This window comes from Pseudomonas sp. P179 (assembly GCF_000478485.2).
Taxonomy (GTDB): Bacteria; Pseudomonadota; Gammaproteobacteria; order Pseudomonadales; family Pseudomonadaceae; genus Pseudomonas; species Pseudomonas aeruginosa.
Genome location: NZ_KI517354.1, coordinates 4947428 through 4965353, shown reverse-complemented (window position 1 = coordinate 4965353; position 17926 = coordinate 4947428). Strand labels below are relative to the sequence as shown.

Below are 17926 nucleotides of genomic sequence, written 5' to 3'. Positions count from 1 at the left end.
TGACTCCTCGATTCTTGTCGTTGGATGGGCGCTGGGGCCCTTTCAGTCGAATTCCACGTCGCCGCGCTGGGCCAGGCCGGCGCCATTGCCGACCCATATCTCGGCCTTGCCGGCAGCGAGCAGGCGGCCGCCGACCTCGAACGGCTCGGGACAGATCAGCGGGCGCAGGCCGCGATAGGCGAAGCGACGCAGGCGCGCCTGCGGATTGGCCCGGCAGAACGCGCGCAGGGCCAGGGTGGCGATCAGCGGACCGTGCACCACCAGGCCCGGATAGCCTTCGGCATCGGTGACATAGGGCCAGTCGTAGTGAATGCGGTGGCCGTTGAAAGTCACCGCCGAGTAGCGGAACAGCAACACCGGATCGGGCTCCAGCGCCTCGCGCCAGTCGCCCTCGGGCAAGGCCTCGGTACCGCCGAGCTTGGGCGGGGTCGGTTCGCGGTAGACGATGTCGTGCTCTTCGCTCAGCGCCAGTTGGCCGTCCTGGCGGTAGTCGTGGCGCAGGGTGACGAACAGCAGCGCGCCGCTGCGACCGTGCTTCTCCTCGACCCGGAGGATGGTCGAGGTGCGGCTGGCCTCGCCGCCGACCCGCAGCGGCTGGTGGAACTCCAGGCGCCCGCCGGCCCACATGCGGTTGCGATCGTCCGCCGGCGGCAGGAAACCGCCGCGCGCCGGGTGGCCGTCGACGCCGAGGCCGGCGGCCTCCACCGGGTCCTGGAAGAACGCCCAGTGCCAGAGCGGCGGCAGCGCTTCGCCGTGGGCCGGGGTCGGCTCGCCGAAGGTGGCGGCGATGCGCTTGACCAGGTTGCGGCTCAATTGATCGTGGGTTTCTTCCTGGCGACCGATCCAGGGGGCGAAAGCGGACTCACTCATGCGTGGCTTCCCATGACCTAGGGGGTGATGGGAGGAGAATGATAGGATGCTAGCGTTTTGAGAATTTGCAATTACGCAATGGCGCGTTCGGATTTGCCGAACGCCATGGAGTGCCCATGCATTTCGATCTCGCCGACCTGCGCCTGTTCATCCATATCGCCGAGTCGCCCAGCCTGACCCAGGGCGCGCGCCGCGCCTTCCTTTCCCCGGCCGCCGCCAGCGCGCGGGTCAAGGCGCTCGAAGGCCAGCTTGGCAGCCGCCTGCTGTATCGCGACAGCCGCGGCGTCGAACTGACCCCGGCGGGCCAGCGCCTGCTACAGCACGCGCGGCTGATCATGCGCCAGGTGGAATACCTGAAGAGCGAGTTCACCGAGTACGGCAGCGACGCCGCCGGGCATATCCGCATCTTCGCCAATACCACCGCGGTCACCGAATTCCTTCCGGAAATCCTCGCCGGCTTCCTCGCCGCTCGTCCCGGGGTCACCGTCGACCTGCAGGAACGCCTCAGCCGCGACATTGTCCGCGGCGTGCTGGACGGCTCCACCGACCTCGGCATCATCGCCGGGCCGGTGGCGGCCAGTGGCCTGCAGGTCCTGCATTTCAGCACCGACCGCCTGGTGATGGCGGTGCCCCAGGGCCATCCGCTGGCCGGACAGGCCAGGGTACGCCTGCGCGACACCCTGCAGTTCCAGCATATCGGCCTGCCCGAGGGCACCACCCTGCACGCCTTCCTGTACGAACGGGTGGAGCAGATGGGCGAGCAGCTATCGCTGCGCATCCAGGTCTCCAGCTTCGAGGCGATCTGCCGGATGATCGAGGGCGGCGTCGGCATCGGCGTGATCCCGCAGTCCGCCGCGCGCCGCCACAGCCGGACGATGAAGCTGGCGACCATCGAACTCGACGAGCCCTGGGCGATCCGCGAGCGCAGCCTGCTGGTACGCGACCTGGAAGCACTGCCGAGTTGCCTGCGGGCGTTGATCGAGGAGTTGCAGAGGGTGGGAGACAGCCTGTAGGGCGGATAACGCCCCTGGCGTTGTCCGCGGGGCTCCGGAGAATCGGCGGACAACCGCCAGGCGGTTATCCGCCCTACGACTCCCGACAAGCCGGGGTGCGATCGTCGCGAAGGGCGCCGCCCACCACTCCCGCTCAGTTCGCCAACCCACCGCTCTCCGCCAGGCTGTGCTCGTCCGCGGCGAGCATCGCCGGCATGTGCTCGCGGAGGAACTCGACCCAGGTGCGGATCTTCGCATCCAGGTACTGCCGCGAGGGGTAGAGGGCGTAGACGTTGAGATGGAACAGGCTATAGCGCGGCAACACCCGCACCAGGCTGCCGTCCTTCAGGCCGTTGACCGCCGCGTACACCGGCAGCGCGCCGATACCCATGCCGGAGACCACCGCCTCGGTCATGGCGTCGGCGGTGTTGACCTGGAAATGCGTCTGGTTGATGCAGGCCAGTTCCTGGCCGTCGGGACCGTCGAACAGCCAGCGGTCCAGCGACATCACCGAGTTCACCAGGCGCAGGCAACGGTGCGCGGACAGCTCCGCCGGCAGCTTGGGGAAGCCGTGCGCGGCAATGTAGCCCGGCGAGGCGCAGAGGATGCTGTAGGTCTGGCCGATGCACTTGGAGACGAAACCGGAGTCCGGCAGCTCGGGGGCGATCACCACGGAAATGTCGTAGCCCTCGTCGAGAATGTCGGTGATCCGGTTGGCCAGGGTCAGGTCGAAGCCAACCTCCGGGTAGGTCTCGCAATATTGCGAGATGGCCTTGATCAGGTAGTGCTGGCCGATGCCGGTCATCGCGTGGACCTTCAGCGTGCCCGACGGCCGCGCATGGGCGTCGCCCGCCTCGGCCTCGGCCTCCTCGATGTAGGCGAGTATCTGCTGGGCGCGCATCAGGTAGCGCTGCCCGGCTTCGGTCAGCGCGATGCGCCGGGTGGTGCGATGCAGCAGGCGGGTCTGCAGGTGGGCCTCCAGCTTGGCCACCGCACGGGAGACATAGGCGGTCGTCAGGTCCAGGCGCTGGGCGGCGGCAGTGAAACTGCCGGTCTCCGCGACGCTGACGAACGCGCGCATATTGAACAGGATATCCATCACGGCCCTCTAGGCTCTGACGCTTATGGCGCGTCTCTTTTCCACGCAACCCGGAGGACACCCCAAGGCGGCGCAGATTCTGTCACGAGTCAACCCACCTATTATTGCCTTTTGTGACAAAAATTTTTCACCTATCCGAGCTCTTATCCGCAAGCGCGGGCGCTCCTAGAATTCCCAGCCGTTTCGGCCTCCCCTCGCCGTCGTTCAGGATTCGCAGCAGTGCCCCGCGCCACCCGGAAAGGTCTCCCCCTGGTTCCACCGGCTCCCCTCGCGTTCTTTCCCAGCCCCGACGAATTGCGCCGCGCCCTGCTCGAATGGGCGCGTAGCGACGGCGTCGCCTGGGTCTTCGTGTTCAAGGCCCTGATCACCGCCAGCCTCGCCCTGTGGCTGGCCTATCGCCTGGAACTGCCGCAGCCGAGCACGGTGCTGGTGACGGTCTTCATCGTCATGCAGACGCAGAGCGGGCAGGTCCTGGCCAAGAGCTTCTACCGCATCGTCGGAACCCTGATCGGCCTCAGCGTGATGGTCACTCTGATCGCCCTGTTCGCCCAGGAGCGCGTGCTGTTCCTCGCCTGCCTGGCGCTCTGGGTCGGCCTGTGCACCGCCGGCGCCGCGCGCTACCGCGATTTCCGCGGCTACGCCTGCGTACTCGCCGGCTACACCGCGACCATGATCGGGATTCCAGCCACCGCGCACCCGGAAGGCGCCTTCATGGCGGCGCTGTGGCGGGTCCTGGAAATATCCCTGGGCATCCTCTGCACCGGTACCGTCAGCGCCATCTTCCTGCCGCAGACCAGCGGCGCCGCCCTGCGCAACACACTCTACGGGCGCTTCCGCGACTTCGCCGGGTTCGCCGCCGAAGGCCTGCAGGGCAGCCTCGACGGCGAGCGCTTCGGCGAGCTCAGCGCGCGCTTCGTCGCCCAGTCCGTGGGCCTGGAAAACCTGCGCAGCGCCACTACTTTCGAAGATCCGCACATGCGCCTGCGCAGCGGCCGGCTGATTCGCCTGAACAACGAATTCATGGTCATGACCAGTCGCTTCCACGGCCTCCACCGCCTGCTCGAACGCCTGCGCGGGCGCGGGGCGCAGAATGTCCTGGAGGTCCTGGCGCCCTGCCTGGCGGAGCTTGCCGGGCTGCTCGCGCCGATTCGCGAACGGACGCCCACCGACGCCGACGCCGCGCGCCTGGCCGAACGCATCGAGGCCTACAAGCCGGAACTGATGCAGAACATCCGCCAGGCCCGCCAGCGCCTGGTGGAGCAGCGCCCCGGCGAGAACGACCTGCTGGATTTCAACACCGCTGCCGAACTGGCCTTCCGTTTCACCGACGACCTGCACAACTACGCCCTGACCCACGCTTCCCTGGCCGAACACCACCATGCCCGCGAGCAATGGAAGGAAAGCTTCGTCGCCCGCGCCAACCCGGTCGCCGCGCTGGTCGCCGGAGCGCGCAGCGCGCTGATGATCGGCCTGCTCGGCACGTTCTGGATCCAGACCTCCTGGCCCCACGGCGGCACCTTCGCCCTCACCGCGGTACTGATCTCGGCGCTCTCCTCGACCTCGCCGAATCCCGGCCGGTTGTCGCTGCAACTCACCCTCGGGACCCTCGCCGGGGCCTGCACCGGGCTGTTCGTGCTGCTCTACCTGCTACCCCACGTGGACGGTTTCCCGATGCTGCTCTGCTGCCTGCTGCCGGTCTTCGCGGTCGGCGCCCTGCTGCTCTGGCGGCCGCAGTGGAACGGCTACGGCGTCGGCCTACTGGTGTGGTTCTGCTTCGCCTCGCTGCCGGCCAACATGGCGCGCTACGACGCCCTGGCCTTCTTCAACGAATACCTGGCACTACTCTTGTCGATGGTCCTCGCCACGGTCGCCGCCATGGTGATCCTGCCGCCGAACCGGCCGTGGATGTGGAAGCGCCTGGAGCACGACCTGCGCGAGCGGGTGGTGTTCGCCATCAGCGGCAAGAGCAAGGGCCTGGTCTCCGGTTTCGAAAGCGGCACCCGCGACCTGCTGAACCAGGCCTACACCTTCTCCGCCGGCCGCCCGGACGTGCAACGCCGGTTGCTGGGCTGGATGTTCCTGGTGCTGGAGGTCGGCCAGGCGATCATCGAGCTGCGCCTCGAACAGCAACGCCTGCCCCAGGAGCCCTGCTACGCCGAACACACCGCCTGGCGCCGGGCGATCCGCCTGATGGGCCGGGCGCTGATCCGGCTGTTCCTGCAACCCGGGCCGAGCAACCGCCAGCGCGCCCTGCACGCGGTGAACCAGGCGATCATGGCGGTACGGGCGGCGCCGGAGCCGCGCGCACCGCAGTTCGATACCTCGCCGCTGCGACGGGTGCTCAGCTACCTGCACTTCATTCGCAGCGCCCTGCTCGACCCGCAATCGCCCCTGGGCCAGGAAAGAAACCCGTGAGCCGGTCGCAAAGCCGCGGCGCAGAAGGCCACAGGGATATTGTTACCGATCCGTACAAGGTTCTTGTCTTGACTGAGTCTATATGTCGCAGCCTATCCCAACTTACAATAAACCTAACAGCCGAAGTTAACTCCCGTTGAACTTCGACTCCGCAACTTGATTGCAGACTTACTTACCCAGCCTTGTTTATCGAGTTGCCCCGGTGACCTGTCCGCCTGTCTTCCGACGGCAGATCGTACCCACTCAGAAACTACTCAGGTAAATAGTAATGAAGGCTTTCGCCCTGATGGCCCTGTTCGCCTGCTCGCCGCTGGTGATGGCGGCTGGCGCCCAGGATCAACCTGCCAGCCAGCAGGAAAACGCTGTTGAAGAATATGCCTATGGCATGCAACTGGATGTGGCTCGCGTTATATCTTCAACCGACACTTCCAATGCCTGCGGCATCGTTCCCGCACGCATGACCTACGAAGATTCGAACGGCCAGAAACATACCGTCGAATATCAGGTCTGGGGCAACGGCTGCACTGGCGGCTAAACTCTGCTCGACCTCCGGGTCGACCTCCGAAGGATCGCGCCACGAGGGGCAGCTCGCCCATCCGGCGCGATCATTGTGTACTCGGCGGCGACAATCCCGCCCCTCGGCGAACATCCTGGCCGTCTTCCCCACGCCTCATCGTGCTGCCGCCCTTTCACAAGGGCCGACGCCTCCACCGTTTCTTTCCCAGCCTGCAACAAACCGGCAAGCATGCCGCTCAGCCCTCGCCTTGCCCCACGCCATGCTGGCGCAGCTTGTTCGCCGCCGTGGTATGCGAAACGCCGAGGCGCTTGCCCAACTGGCGGCTGCTCGGATGTTCGCGGAACAGGCGCTCCAGCACCGCCTTCTCGAAGCGCCCGACGATGGCGTCGAGGTCTCCTTCCAGGGAAAAATCCCCCAGCGGCTGCGGCGCGCCGTAGTCCGGCAGGCGGATGTGCTCGGCCTTGACCGTTCCCCCTTCGCACAGCGAAACCGCCTGGAACAGCACGTTTTCCAATTGCCGCACGTTGCCCGGCCAGTGGTAGCGTTCGAGACGTTCCAGCGCCTGCGCGGAAAGCTTCGGCAGGCCGCAGCCGATCTGCCGGCTGGCCTGGTCGAGGAAATGCTCGGCGAGCGGCGCCAGGCCATCCAGGCACTCGCGCAGCGGCGGGATGTGCAGCGAGAGCACATTGAGACGGTGATAGAGGTCCTGGCGGAATTCGCCCTTGGCGCAGAGTTCGGACAGGTCTACCTGGGTGGCGCAGATCACCCGCACGTCCAGGTACACCTCCTCGTCGCTGCCGACCCGGCGGAAACAGCCGTCCTGCAGGAAGCGCAACAGCTTGGCCTGCAGGCGCGGGCTCATCTCGCCGACGCCGTCGAGGAACAGCGTGCCGCCGGCGGTAAGCTCCAGCAGGCCGAGCTTGCCCTCCGGGCGGGCGCCCTCGAAGGCTCCCGGACCATAGCCGAACAGCTCGGTCTCGGCCATGGATTCCGGCAGGCCGGCGCAGTTCAACGCCATGAACGGCGACTGCCCGCGCGGGCTGGCCAGGTGGCAGGCGCGCGCCAGCAGCTCCTTGCCGGTGCCGGTCTCGCCCTCGATCAGCAGCGGCGCGTCCAGCGGCGCCATGCGCCGCGCCTCGCGGACCACCGCGGCCATTACCCGCGAACTCTGGAAGATACTGTCGAAGCCACGCAGCTCCTGCTTGCGCACATGGTAGATGCGCTCGCCGACGCGATCCGCGCGATGCAGGGTCAGCACCGCTCCAGCCAGCGCCTCGCTCTCGTCGTGCTCGGATTGCAGCGGCGCGATGTCGGCGAGGAACACGTCGCCCTTCACCTTCACCCGCAGCCCGTTGATCCGCGCCTTGTTGGCGCGCACCAGTTCGGGCAGGTCGAGGTCCTCCACATAGCGCGACAGCGGAATCCCCGGCACCTCGTCGACGCGCACGCCGAGCAACTGCGCGGCGGCACGGTTGGCGGCGACGATCTGCCCGCCCATGTCCACCGAGAGCACCGGGAAGTCCAGGGCGGCGAGCAGCGCGTTGAGTTCCAGGTGCCGGCGCTCGCTGGGCATCAGGCCGACGCGCTTGACCCCGAAGACCCCCGGCACCGCCTCCAGCTTGGGCCGCAACGACTGCAACTGGAGGTTGATCATGTTCGGACAGAGCAGGTAGATGGCGTTGCCCTGGTCGCCGCCGACTTCGCCGCGATTGACGTTGATGCCGTAGTCGACCAGCAGGTTGAGGATGTCGCGGAGGATGCCTACACGGTTCTGGCAGTGCACTTTGATACGCATGGCGTGGCCCGGTGTTGTCGTTCTGATGGGCTCGCGGCCGGTTTTTTAACTCCCGGCCGGAAATTTCCGTCAAGAATATGTGACAGTTAGACTCACCAGCAACAATGCCTGGCCCAATGAACAGGCGACCCAGGCCAATTCGTAAGGAAAATTTTACGAAAACGCCGATTCCTCCCCGTTGCCCGGTCCCTATCCGGGGCTGCACGGACCGTCCCGACGCGGTATCGATAAGGCAACGACAACAACAAAGACCCCGCGGCCACAAGCCGCTCATGGAGTCCGTATGAAAACGACGCAGTACGTGGCCCGCCAGCCCGACGACAACGGTTTCATCCACTACCCGGAAACCGAGCACCAGGTCTGGAATACCCTGATCACCCGGCAACTGAAGGTGATCGAAGGCCGCGCCTGTCAGGAATACCTCGACGGCATCGAACAGCTCGGCCTGCCCCACGAGCGGATCCCCCAGCTCGACGAGATCAACAGGGTTCTCCAGGCCACCACCGGCTGGCGCGTGGCACGGGTTCCGGCGCTGATTCCGTTCCAGACCTTCTTCGAACTGCTGGCCAGCCAGCAATTCCCCGTCGCCACCTTCATCCGCACCCCGGAAGAACTGGACTACCTGCAGGAGCCGGACATCTTCCACGAGATCTTCGGCCACTGCCCACTGCTGACCAACCCCTGGTTCGCCGAGTTCACCCATACCTACGGCAAGCTCGGCCTCAAGGCGAGCAAGGAGGAACGCGTGTTCCTCGCCCGCCTGTACTGGATGACCATCGAGTTCGGCCTGGTCGAGACCGACCAGGGCAAGCGCATCTACGGCGGCGGCATCCTCTCCTCGCCGAAGGAGACCGTCTACAGCCTCTCCGACGAGCCGCTGCACCAGGCCTTCAATCCGCTGGAGGCGATGCGCACGCCCTACCGCATCGACATCCTGCAACCGCTCTATTTCGTCCTGCCCGACCTCAAGCGCCTGTTCCAACTGGCCCAGGAAGACATCATGGCGCTGGTCCACGAGGCCATGCGCCTGGGCCTGCACGCGCCGCTGTTCCCGCCCAAGCAGGCGGCCTGACGAGAAACGCCGCCGCCGCGGCTGACCCCGCGGCGGCCTTGTACTATGGTGGACGGGCACGGCCCGTCCGCCGCTCCCACATGCGACAACCAAGGACTCCCACCATGACCGCACTCACCCAAGCCCATTGCGAAGCCTGCCGCGCAGACGCCCCGCACGTCAGCGACGAAGAACTGCCCGTGCTGCTGCGGCAGATCCCGGATTGGAACATCGAAGTCCGCGACGGCATCATGCAACTGGAGAAGGTCTACCTGTTCAAGAACTTCAAGCATGCCCTGGCCTTCACCAATGCCGTCGGCGAGATATCCGAGGCCGAAGGCCACCATCCGGGCCTGCTGACCGAGTGGGGCAAAGTCACCGTGACCTGGTGGAGCCACTCGATCAAGGGCCTGCACCGCAACGACTTCATCATGGCGGCGCGCACCGACGAGGTAGCGAAAACCGCCGAGGGGCGCAAATGAGTCATTTCGCCAAGGTCGCCCGCGTACCGGGCGACCCGATCCTGGGCCTGCTCGACGCCTACCGCAACGATCCGCGCGCGGACAAGCTGGACCTCGGCGTCGGTGTCTACAAGGATGCCCAGGGCCTGACCCCGATCCTGCGCTCGGTGAAACTCGCCGAGCAGCGCCTGGTCGAGCAGGAAACCACCAAGAGCTACGTCGGCGGCCACGGCGATGCGCTGTTCGCCGCGCGCCTGGCGGAACTGGCGCTCGGCGCCGCCTCGCCGCTGTTGCTGGAGCAACGCGCCGACGCCACCCAGACGCCCGGCGGCACCGGCGCCTTGCGCCTGGCCGGCGACTTCATCGCCCATTGCCTGCCCGGCCGCGGCATCTGGCTGAGCGACCCGACCTGGCCGATCCACGAGACCCTGTTCGCCGCCGCCGGCCTGAAGGTTTCCCACTACCCCTACGTCAGCGCCGACAACCGCCTGGATGTCGAGGCGATGCTTGCTGGCCTGGAGCGCATTCCCCAGGGAGACGTGGTGCTGCTGCATGCCTGCTGCCACAACCCGACCGGTTTCGACCTGAGTCACGACGACTGGCGCAGGGTGCTCGACGTGGTGCGTCGCCGCGAGCTGCTGCCGCTGATCGACTTCGCCTACCAGGGCTTCGGCGACGGTCTCGAGGAAGACGCCTGGGCGGTACGCCTGTTCGCCGGCGAACTGCCGGAGGTGCTGGTCACCAGTTCCTGCTCGAAGAACTTCGGCCTGTACCGCGACCGCGTCGGTGCACTGATCGTCTGCGCGCAGAACGCCGAGAAGCTCACCGACCTGCGTAGCCAACTGGCCTTCCTCGCCCGCAACCTCTGGTCGACCCCGCCGGCGCATGGCGCCGAGGTGGTCGCGGCGATCCTCGGCGACAGCGAGTTGAAGGGACTCTGGCAGGAAGAGGTCGAAGGCATGCGCTCGCGCATCGCCAGCCTGCGCATCGGCCTGGTCGAAGCCCTGGCGCCGCACGGCCTGGCCGAGCGCTTCGCCCATGTCGGCGCGCAACGCGGGATGTTTTCCTATACCGGACTGAGCCCGCAGCAGGTCGCTCGGCTGCGCGACGAGCACGCCGTTTACCTGGTCTCCAGCGGCCGGGCCAACGTCGCCGGTCTCGACGCGCGCCGCCTCGACCGCCTGGCGCAAGCCATCGCCCAGGTCTGCGCGGACTGAACCCTCACGGTTACCCTGAGCCGGCTGTGATGGCCGGCTTTTTTTCGCCCCAGCGAATGCCGCGCACTCCCGCCGAGGCGGCGGATAACCGCGTTGCGGTTATTCGCCCTACCGCACCACGACCTTGTGGGCGTAGGGCGAATACCGCCACAGGCGTTATCCGCCGAACCTCTCCGAACCGGGCCAACCATAAGTCAGCACTTTCAAAGCCCTACGTGCTTTTCCTACAAAAGAGCATAAAATGCTCAATTATGGGCACCAGTTCACACTGCGCCCCACGGCCCCCACTTTCTCGTCTTAGTGAGCAACGCACGTGAGAAACCGTCTCCTGTCACTGGTCACCCTGTTCCTGTCCCTCAGCGTTGCCACCGCGGTATCCGCCTCCCCGCCGCCCAAGGCCGGGCTGCCGCTGCAACAGGAGCTGGCGTCGGGCAGCGCGCTGGTTACCGACCAGAACACCGGCAAGGTGCTCTACTCGCGCAACCCCGACCTGGTGGTGCCGATCGCCTCGATCACCAAGCTGATGACCGCCATGGTCGTGCTCGACTCGAAACTGCCGCTGGACGAGGTACTGCCGATCGCCATCAGCGAGACCAGCGAAATGCGCGGGGTGTTTTCCCGGGTGCGGGTCGGCAGCCAGATCAGCCGCCGGGACATGCTCCTGCTCGCCCTGATGTCCTCGGAGAACCGCGCCGCCGCCAGCCTCGCGCAGAACTATCCGGGCGGCAAGAACGCCTTCGTCAAGGCGATGAACGCCAAGGCTCACGCCCTGGGAATGAAGAACACCCGCTACGTCGAGCCGACCGGGCTGTCGCTGCACAACGTCTCCACCGCTCGCGACCTCACCCGCCTGCTGGTGGCCAGCCGGCAATATCCGCTGCTCAGTCAGTGGAGCACCACTCCGGAGAAGACCGTGGCCTTCCGCCACCCCAACTACACCCTGGGCTTCCGCAACACCAACCACCTGATCAACAACAAGACCTGGAACATCCAGTTGACCAAGACCGGCTTCACCAACGAAGCAGGCCACTGCCTGGTGATGCGCACCACGATCAACCGCAATCCGGTCAATCTGGTGGTGCTGGACGCCTTCGGCAAGTACACCCACTTCGCCGACGCCACGCGCCTGCGACGCTGGCTGGAAACCGGCCAGGTCACTGCGATCCCGGCCGCGGCCAAGGCCTATCGCCTGCAACGCGACCGCGAGCGCGGCCTCGGCCAGCCGGTGGCCCAGGCCGTACGCTGATCCGTCGCGAAGACCGGCCGGCTCAGAAATCCACCTTGCCGCGCCCGGCCTTCACCGCGCCGCGCTTGGCCTTGCCGTCCAGCCGGCGCTTCTGCGAGCCGCGCGTAGGCTTGGTCGGGCGGCGCGCCTTCTGCACCTTGGCCACGCTGCGGATCAACTCCGCCAGGCGCTCCAGGGCATCCTCGCGGTTCTGCTCCTGGGTCCGGTACTGCTGGGCCTTGATCACCACCACGCCGTCGCCGCTGATGCGCTGGTCGTTCAGTGCCAGCAGACGCTCCTTGTAGAACGGCGGCAACGACGAGGCCTGGATGTCGAAGCGCAGGTGCACCGCGCTGGAGACCTTGTTGACGTTCTGCCCGCCGGCGCCCTGGGCGCGAATGGCATTCAGCTCGATCTCATGGTCGGGCAGGTGGACGGCATTGGAGATGATCAGCATGGGGCGGCACGGTGGACCAACGGGCTGCCAGCATAACCCCTTTGCCGAGCGGAGAAGCAGGCCAAAAGAAACCCGGCCGCGGCCGGGTTCCTTCATTTCGGCTAAGGCGCCAGGTCGAACTCAACGCTCCTTGCAGGCGACCCCGTCGGTGGGCTCGCCGCCCTTCCAGTCGCCGTAGAGGGTGGCTTCCTCGCCCTTGGTCCACCAGATGTACTGGCCGGCGGCGTACTTGGCGCCGGAGGCGGAAATCACATTGCTGAAGACCAGCGTCGAGTTGTCGCTGACCGGCACCACGGCGAGGCTGTTGTCGCCCTTGTTCAGGTACTGCACGGTGAACTTGCGACCGTTCTCGCACTTGTAGTCGACGCTGCGGGTATCCAGCTTGGCATCCCCCGGCAGGGCCAGGTAATCGACCTGGGCGGTCTGCTTGTCGTCGTCGCTGCCGCCGCAGGCGACCAGGACCACGGGAACGGCAGCCAGAAGCAGCCAGAGCGCTTTTTTCATGGAAATCCCTCTAACGAGAAAAAATGGCGCTGCCACTGTAGGAATTCGGCACCTGCCGCGTCAACGACAGGCGCCCCTAGAAAAAGTCTTGTGGGCCGCCGGGACACGCAAAGGAGCGCTCCCCTCTCCTCTGCGCGCCGGCGCCCCATCGATCACTCGGTGACCGGCTTCACCCGCAGGCCCGGCATCGGCCGCGGGGCTCCCTTGAGTCGATAGCAGGCCCACATCACCAGCAGCCAGACCGGGATGGCATAGACCGAGACCTGGATGCCGGGGATCAGCAACATGACGCCGAGGATGAACACCACGAAGGCCATGCACAGGTAGTTGCCGTACGGATACCAGAACGCGCGGAAGTGCGTACGGGTGCCCTGGCGGTCCATCTGCGCGCGGAACTTCAGGTGCGCCATGCTGATCATCGCCCAGTTGATCACCAGCGCCGCCACCACCAGCGACATCAGCAGCTCCAGCGCCTGGTGCGGGATCACATAGTTCACCACCACCGCGAGGAAGGTCACCAGCGCCGATACCACCAGGGCGCGTACCGGTACGCCGCGCTTGTCGACCCTGGCCAGCGCGCGCGGGGCATCGCCCTGCTCGGCCAGGCCGAGAAGCATGCGGCCGTTGCAATAGGTGCCGCTGTTGTACACCGACAGTGCGGCGGTGAGCACCACGAAGTTCAGCAGGTGCGCGGCGGTGCCGCTGCCGATCATCGAGAAGATCTGCACGAACGGGCTGCCGCTGTAGGCATCGCCGGAAGCGTTGAGGGTCTGCAGCAGGCTGTCCCAGGGCGTCAGCGAGAGCAGCACGATCAGGGCGCCGATGTAGAAGATCAGGATGCGATAGATCACCTGGTTGATCGCCTTCGGGATCACCGTCCTCGGCTTGTCCGCCTCGGCCGCGGTGAAGCCGAGCATTTCCAGGCCACCGAAGGAGAACATGATGATCGCCATGGCCATCACCAGTCCGCTCACTCCGTTGGGGAAGAAACCGCCGTGTGCCCAGAGGTTGCTCACCGAAGCCTGCGGACCGCCGCTGCCGCTGAACAGCAGGTAGCAGCCGAGCAGGATCATGCCGATGATCGCCACCACCTTGATGATCGCGAACCAGAACTCGGCTTCGCCGAAGGCCTTGACGTTGGCCAGGTTGATCGCGTTGACGACGACGAAGAACAACGCCGCCGTGGCCCAGGTCGGCACCTCCGGCCACCAGTAGTGGATGTACTTGCCGACCGCGGTCAGTTCCGACATCCCGACCAGGATGTACAGCACCCAGCAGTTCCAGCCGGAGAGGAAGCCGGCGAAGCCGCCCCAGTACTTGTGCGCGAAGTGGCTGAAGGAGCCGGCGACCGGCTCCTCGACGATCATCTCGCCGAGCTGGCGCATGATCATGAAAGCGATGAAGCCGGCGATGGCGTAGCCGAGGATCATCGACGGGCCCGCCGACTTGAGCACCCCGGCCGAGCCGAGGAACAGGCCGGTGCCGATGGCGCCGCCGAGGGCGATCAACTGGATGTGACGATTCTTCAGGCCGCGCTTGAGCTCGCCCGAATGCGGATGTTGGCCGTCCATTGAATTATCTCACGCAAGTGGAAATTTATTGTTGTCGGAGGCGAAACGGGGCCGTGCGGCTCAGGCGGCAGGCGCACGGCGGGCGCCATGCGGGGCGCGTGGCGGCGGGCGGTCGGCTGGGCGGAGGGAGGACTCACGGATCATGCGTCACCTGTTTGTTGTTGTACGTGACGTGAATGGGCCGCCAGGCTCGTGGCTCGGCGGTGCGGGCAAGGCTGGCGCGATCGGCGCCGCTGGAACGGAAACGCGGAGCGCAAGGAAAACCGCCAGCCCCGGAAGAGGCTGGCGGCAGCGGGATCAGATCACGCCGCGGCGAATCTGGTCTTCCTCGATGGACTCGAACAGGGCCTTGAAATTGCCCTCGCCGAAGCCCTGGTTGCCCTTGCGCTGGATGATCTCGAAGAAGATCGGGCCGATCACCGTGTCGGTGAAGATCTGCAGCAGGATGCCGTCGTCGCCCGGGGCGCCGTCGATCAGCAGGTTCAGTTCGCGCAGTTGCTCGAGCGGCTCGTCATGCCCGGCGACGCGGGTGTCGACCTTCTCGTAGTAGGTGTCCGGGGTCGACATGAACTTCACGCCGTTGTCGCGCAGCTTGCGCACGGTGGCATAGATGTCGTCGGTGGTCAGGGCGATGTGCTGGATGCCTTCGCCATGGTATTCGCGGATGAATTCCTCGATCTGCGAGGTATCGTCGGCCGACTCGTTGATCGGGATGCGGATCTTCCCGCAAGGTGCGGTCATGGCGCGGGAGAACAGGCCGGTGAGCTTGCCTTCGATGTCGAAGTAGCGAATCTCGCGGAAGTTGGCGATGCGCTCGTAGAAACCGGACCAGACGTCCATCTGGCCGCGCTTGACGTTGTGGGTCAGGTGGTCGATGTAGGTCAGGCCGACCGAGTTGTCGTTGGCGCTGCGGCCTTCGATGAACTCGAAGTCGACGTCATAGATGCTGCGGTCGCCGTAGCGGTCGACAAGATACAGCAGCGAACCGCCGATGCCTTCCAGGGAAGGGATGTTCAGCTCGCCGAAGTTGGCGTGGCTGCCCACCAGCTTGGCGCCCTGGGATTCGGCGTAGGCGGCGGCCTGGGAAGCGTTCTTCACCCGGAAGGCCATGGCGCAGGCGCTCGGGCCGTGCTTGAGGGCGAATTCATGGACATGCCCGGTCGGGCTGCCGTTGAGCACGATGTTGATATCGTTCTGCTGGAACAGGAAGACTTCCTTGGAACGATGCTTGGCGGTTTCGGTGAAGCCCATCATGTTGAACAGCTGGCGCAGCTGCTCGATGCCCTTGGCGTCGGGGGCGGTGAACTCGACGAATTCGAATCCGTCGGTACCGATGGGATTGTGCTGTTCGATCTTGGCCACGGCGTTCATCCGGCCTCCTCGTTGTTCTTGTTGAATGGACCGCCGCCGGTCCAGGCGGCCGACGACATGGGAGATGCCTTCATCTCACCCCGTGGCGGCGCGGCGGACAAGCCGTCCGCAGGGCCCGGCACAGGGCCTGGCGCAGGGTTTCTGGCAACTATTCCTTACGCGCCGGCGGCATGCATGGCGAACGCCCGGTCTTCGTAAAGTTATCTTTACAGTGCGGTGCGAAAAGCTGCCAGCAGCGCTGTCACGGCTGCGCTGAAAGCCGGCGCTGCATGATCGGCGTCAAGCGGTTAATCTGCGTCTTTCCTCCGCGACGGCATTCCCATGGCACGACCCGCCCCACCCGACCTGAGCGACAGCCGCCGGCCCCTGCGCGGCGTTGCCCGCAGCTATCCTGCCGGGCACCGCGTCGATGCCCACGAGCACGCCTGGGGCCAGGTGCTCTATGCGGTGTCCGGGATGATGTGGCTGGAGACGCCCGACGAGGCCCTGCCGGTCCCGCCGCAACGGGCGGTCTGGTTGCCTCCGGGCCTGCGCCATGCGGTGCGGGTCGCCTCCGAGTTGCAGATGCGCAACATCTACCTGAGCCCGGAACTCTCCCGCGGCCTGGAGGACCGCACCCTGGTGCTGGTGGTCGGCCCGCTGCTGCGCGAGCTGATCGTCAGCCTGGTGGAGCAGGAACGGCAGAGCGACCCCGACTACTATCGGGCGCTGGCCGATCTCGCCGTGCTCGAACTCGGCCGCGCGCGCCGTTCCAGCCTCCGCGTACCGCTGCCGGACGCCTCCGACAGGCGCCTGCTCGCGCTGTGCCAGGCGGTGATGGCCAATCCCTCCCTGGACATCGGCCTGGAGCGCCTGGCCGAAGACGCCGGGGCCAGCGTGCGGACCCTCTCGCGCCTGTTCCAGCGCAGCCTGGGCATGGGCTTCGCCGACTGGCGGCGGCAGGTGCAGCTGGCGACCGCCGCCGCCGCACTGATCGATGGCCGTCCGGTGGCAGGCATCGCCCATGCCCTGGGATATACGCCGAGCGCCTTCAGCGACATGTTCCGCCGCGAGCTGGGCGTCTCTCCCACCGAGTACAGGGCCGAGCATCACCAGCCGTTCCAGCCTTGACCGGCATTCGATAGTGATTGGCCGATAGATGTTTTTTCGGCCAACTAGACTGGTGCCATCGTTCACCGTCCCTGTCAGCCGCCATGAACTACCTGATCTCCCTCGGCATCGGCCTGCTGGTCGGCGCGCTCTACGCCGTCCTCGACTTCCGCTCGCCGGCGCCCCCCACCATCGCCTTGGTCGGCCTGCTTGGCATGCAGCTCGGCGAACAGCTTTTCCCCCTTGGCCGCGACCTGCTGCAGCAGTGGCTGCACTGATCGCCGCGACGACACGGAGCCCCCGATGAAAGCACTGCAATTCGACCGTACCGGCGACCTCGCCGCCCTCGAGCTGGTGGACATGCCCGACCCGCTTCCCGCCGCCGATGAGGTGCGGGTGGAAATCCGCGCTGCCGGGCTGAATCCGAGCGACGTGAAGAACGTCCTCGGCCGCTTCCCCTATACCACCCTGCCCCGGGTACCGGGCCGCGACTTCGCCGGGGTGGTGGTGGAGGGACCGAAGGCTCTGCTCGGCCAGGCGGTCTGGGGCACCGGGCGGGAGCCGGGATTCTTCCGCGACGGTAGCCACGCGCAGTTCCTGACCCTGCCGGCCGCCGGCGTCGCGCTCAAGCCGGAAAGCCTGAGCTTCGCCCAGGCCGCCAGTTGCGGGGTGCCCTACAGCACCGCCTGGGATGCCCTGCAACGCAGCCAGGTCAAGGCCGGCACCCGGCTCCTGGTAATCGGCGCCAACGGCGCGGTCGGCAAGGCCGCGCTGGCGCTGGCCAAGGCCCTGGGGGCCGAAGCGATCGGCGCGGTGCGGCGCGAGGAGCAACGCCAGGCGCTGGAAACGCAGGGCATCGCCGCGCTGCTGCTGGGCGAGCCGGCCGAACTGGCGGCACAGGTGGAAGGGATCTTCCCCGGCGGGGCCGAGGTGATCTTCGATACGACCGGTTTCTGGCTCGAGGCGGCGGTCCCGGCGCTGGCCGCCTTCGGTCGCCTGGCGATCATCGCCGCACCGGCCGACGGCCATGTGCGCCTGCCGGCGTTGAACCTGTACCGTCGCGGTGGCTCGGTGGTGGGGATCAACTCGCTGCTCTATGGCGTGGAAGCCTGCGCAGGCTTCCTCGACGCCTTCGGCAAGCTGTTCGACCAAGGCCGCCTGCCGCTGCCGGACGGGCTGCGGGAAGTCCCGCTGGAGCAGGGCGTTGAGCAGTACCGGGCGGTGAACGAAGGCACCTGCGAGAAGATCATCCTGGTGCCTTGAGGACCAGCGGAATCCCGGCGGAACATGCC

General features: G+C 66.4%; 17 protein-coding genes. 10 read left to right on the top strand and 7 right to left on the bottom strand.

The window, feature by feature from the left end; genetic code table 11:
• Window positions 1-42 precede the first annotated feature (42 nt).
• Window positions 43-870, bottom strand: coding sequence for an HTD2 family dehydratase (locus tag HMPREF1224_RS35090; RefSeq protein WP_010793879.1), 828 nt, complete (start codon window positions 868-870; stop codon window positions 43-45).
• A 116-nt stretch (window positions 871-986) separates the two neighbouring features.
• Between HMPREF1224_RS35090 and HMPREF1224_RS35085 the strand changes: the two genes are divergently transcribed.
• Window positions 987-1883 carry a LysR family transcriptional regulator gene (locus tag HMPREF1224_RS35085; protein ID WP_003085908.1) on the top strand — a complete coding sequence of 299 codons (897 nt, stop codon included), beginning with the start codon at window positions 987-989 and terminating at the stop codon, window positions 1881-1883.
• Between the two features lie 133 nt (window positions 1884-2016).
• On the opposite strand, the gene HMPREF1224_RS35080 is transcribed toward HMPREF1224_RS35085, so the two are convergent.
• Entirely contained in the window at window positions 2017-2961 is a 945-nt protein-coding gene (locus tag HMPREF1224_RS35080; RefSeq protein WP_003105984.1) for a LysR family transcriptional regulator, read from the bottom strand.
• Between the two features lie 219 nt (window positions 2962-3180).
• Here HMPREF1224_RS35080 and HMPREF1224_RS35075 point away from each other — a divergent pair, with 219 nt between their 5' ends.
• Both HMPREF1224_RS35075 and HMPREF1224_RS35070 read left to right on the top strand, forming a co-directional pair.
• Window positions 3181-5376 carry an FUSC family protein gene (locus tag HMPREF1224_RS35075; protein ID WP_010793878.1) on the top strand — a complete coding sequence of 732 codons (2196 nt, stop codon included), beginning with the start codon at window positions 3181-3183 and terminating at the stop codon, window positions 5374-5376.
• Window positions 5377-5644: 268 nt separating this feature from the next.
• Window positions 5645-5911: a DUF2790 domain-containing protein gene (locus HMPREF1224_RS35070; RefSeq protein WP_003085904.1), complete on the top strand. Its 267-nt coding sequence runs from the start codon at window positions 5645-5647 to the stop codon at window positions 5909-5911.
• A gap of 217 nt (window positions 5912-6128) precedes the next feature.
• On the opposite strand, the gene HMPREF1224_RS35065 is transcribed toward HMPREF1224_RS35070, so the two are convergent.
• Complete coding sequence (locus HMPREF1224_RS35065; protein ID WP_003105980.1) at window positions 6129-7688, bottom strand: sigma-54-dependent phenylalanine hydroxylase transcriptional regulator PhhR; 1560 nt, start codon at window positions 7686-7688, stop codon at window positions 6129-6131.
• 283 nt (window positions 7689-7971) lie between these two features.
• On the opposite strand from HMPREF1224_RS35065, the gene phhA reads away from it, so the two are divergent.
• The 4 genes from phhA to pbpG all read left to right on the top strand — a co-directional run bounded on the left by phhA (window position 7972) and on the right by pbpG (window position 11663).
• Complete coding sequence (phhA, locus tag HMPREF1224_RS35060) at window positions 7972-8760, top strand: phenylalanine 4-monooxygenase (RefSeq protein WP_003114241.1); 789 nt, start codon at window positions 7972-7974, stop codon at window positions 8758-8760.
• A gap of 104 nt (window positions 8761-8864) precedes the next feature.
• Complete coding sequence (locus HMPREF1224_RS35055) at window positions 8865-9221, top strand: 4a-hydroxytetrahydrobiopterin dehydratase (protein ID WP_003085898.1); 357 nt, start codon at window positions 8865-8867, stop codon at window positions 9219-9221.
• Entirely contained in the window at window positions 9218-10417 is a 1200-nt protein-coding gene (locus HMPREF1224_RS35050; RefSeq protein ID WP_003114240.1) for an amino acid aminotransferase, read from the top strand. The genes HMPREF1224_RS35055 and HMPREF1224_RS35050 overlap by 4 nt, the downstream gene beginning before the upstream one ends.
• Before the next feature lie 313 nt (window positions 10418-10730).
• The gene (pbpG, locus tag HMPREF1224_RS35045; protein WP_003105974.1) at window positions 10731-11663 is read left to right on the top strand and encodes a D-alanyl-D-alanine endopeptidase; all 933 of its coding nucleotides are present in this window, start codon (window positions 10731-10733) and stop codon (window positions 11661-11663) included.
• Window positions 11664-11685: 22 nt separating this feature from the next.
• On the opposite strand, the gene arfB is transcribed toward pbpG, so the two are convergent.
• The 4 genes from arfB to hppD form a co-directional block, all read right to left on the bottom strand.
• Window positions 11686-12099, bottom strand: a complete 414-nt coding sequence (gene arfB, locus HMPREF1224_RS35040) for an alternative ribosome rescue aminoacyl-tRNA hydrolase ArfB (protein WP_003105972.1) — start codon at window positions 12097-12099, stop codon at window positions 11686-11688.
• Between the two features lie 120 nt (window positions 12100-12219).
• On the bottom strand, window positions 12220-12603 hold the full coding sequence (locus HMPREF1224_RS35035; RefSeq protein ID WP_003085889.1) for a lysozyme inhibitor: 384 nt from the start codon (window positions 12601-12603) through the stop codon (window positions 12220-12222).
• 152 nt (window positions 12604-12755) lie between these two features.
• Window positions 12756-14174: an amino acid permease gene (locus tag HMPREF1224_RS35030; protein ID WP_003159652.1), complete on the bottom strand. Its 1419-nt coding sequence runs from the start codon at window positions 14172-14174 to the stop codon at window positions 12756-12758.
• Between the two features lie 297 nt (window positions 14175-14471).
• A complete protein-coding gene (gene hppD / locus HMPREF1224_RS35025) occupies window positions 14472-15545 on the bottom strand; it encodes a 4-hydroxyphenylpyruvate dioxygenase (protein WP_010793877.1) in 1074 nt (357 codons plus the stop codon).
• Window positions 15546-15866: 321 nt separating this feature from the next.
• Between hppD and HMPREF1224_RS35020 the strand changes: the two genes are divergently transcribed.
• From HMPREF1224_RS35020 to HMPREF1224_RS35010, 3 genes are all read left to right on the top strand, one after another.
• The gene (locus HMPREF1224_RS35020; RefSeq protein ID WP_003106570.1) at window positions 15867-16655 is read left to right on the top strand and encodes an AraC family transcriptional regulator; all 789 of its coding nucleotides are present in this window, start codon (window positions 15867-15869) and stop codon (window positions 16653-16655) included.
• Between the two features lie 83 nt (window positions 16656-16738).
• Window positions 16739-16912, top strand: a complete 174-nt coding sequence (locus HMPREF1224_RS35015) for a DUF1427 family protein (protein WP_003163180.1) — start codon at window positions 16739-16741, stop codon at window positions 16910-16912.
• A gap of 25 nt (window positions 16913-16937) precedes the next feature.
• Window positions 16938-17897 (top strand): quinone oxidoreductase family protein, encoded by a 960-nt coding sequence (locus tag HMPREF1224_RS35010; protein WP_003106575.1) that lies wholly within the window; start codon window positions 16938-16940, stop codon window positions 17895-17897.
• Window positions 17898-17926: the final 29 nt, after the last annotated feature.

What these genes read in the sequence shown, in the direction of transcription:
- HMPREF1224_RS35090 (WP_010793879.1), bottom strand. Translation starts at nt 870, where the DNA reads ATGAGTGAGTCCGCTTTCGCCCCCTGGATCGGTCGCCAGGAAGAAACC.
- HMPREF1224_RS35085 (WP_003085908.1), top strand. Translation starts at nt 987, where the DNA reads ATGCATTTCGATCTCGCCGACCTGCGCCTGTTCATCCATATCGCCGAG.
- HMPREF1224_RS35080 (WP_003105984.1), bottom strand. Translation starts at nt 2,961, where the DNA reads ATGGATATCCTGTTCAATATGCGCGCGTTCGTCAGCGTCGCGGAGACC.
- HMPREF1224_RS35070 (WP_003085904.1), top strand. Translation starts at nt 5,645, where the DNA reads ATGAAGGCTTTCGCCCTGATGGCCCTGTTCGCCTGCTCGCCGCTGGTG.
- HMPREF1224_RS35065 (WP_003105980.1), bottom strand. Translation starts at nt 7,688, where the DNA reads ATGCGTATCAAAGTGCACTGCCAGAACCGTGTAGGCATCCTCCGCGAC.
- phhA (WP_003114241.1), top strand. Translation starts at nt 7,972, where the DNA reads ATGAAAACGACGCAGTACGTGGCCCGCCAGCCCGACGACAACGGTTTC.
- HMPREF1224_RS35055 (WP_003085898.1), top strand. Translation starts at nt 8,865, where the DNA reads ATGACCGCACTCACCCAAGCCCATTGCGAAGCCTGCCGCGCAGACGCC.
- HMPREF1224_RS35050 (WP_003114240.1), top strand. Translation starts at nt 9,218, where the DNA reads ATGAGTCATTTCGCCAAGGTCGCCCGCGTACCGGGCGACCCGATCCTG.
- arfB (WP_003105972.1), bottom strand. Translation starts at nt 12,099, where the DNA reads ATGCTGATCATCTCCAATGCCGTCCACCTGCCCGACCATGAGATCGAG.
- HMPREF1224_RS35035 (WP_003085889.1), bottom strand. Translation starts at nt 12,603, where the DNA reads ATGAAAAAAGCGCTCTGGCTGCTTCTGGCTGCCGTTCCCGTGGTCCTG.
- HMPREF1224_RS35030 (WP_003159652.1), bottom strand. Translation starts at nt 14,174, where the DNA reads ATGGACGGCCAACATCCGCATTCGGGCGAGCTCAAGCGCGGCCTGAAG.
- hppD (WP_010793877.1), bottom strand. Translation starts at nt 15,545, where the DNA reads ATGAACGCCGTGGCCAAGATCGAACAGCACAATCCCATCGGTACCGAC.
- HMPREF1224_RS35020 (WP_003106570.1), top strand. Translation starts at nt 15,867, where the DNA reads ATGGCACGACCCGCCCCACCCGACCTGAGCGACAGCCGCCGGCCCCTG.
- HMPREF1224_RS35015 (WP_003163180.1), top strand. Translation starts at nt 16,739, where the DNA reads ATGAACTACCTGATCTCCCTCGGCATCGGCCTGCTGGTCGGCGCGCTC.
- HMPREF1224_RS35010 (WP_003106575.1), top strand. Translation starts at nt 16,938, where the DNA reads ATGAAAGCACTGCAATTCGACCGTACCGGCGACCTCGCCGCCCTCGAG.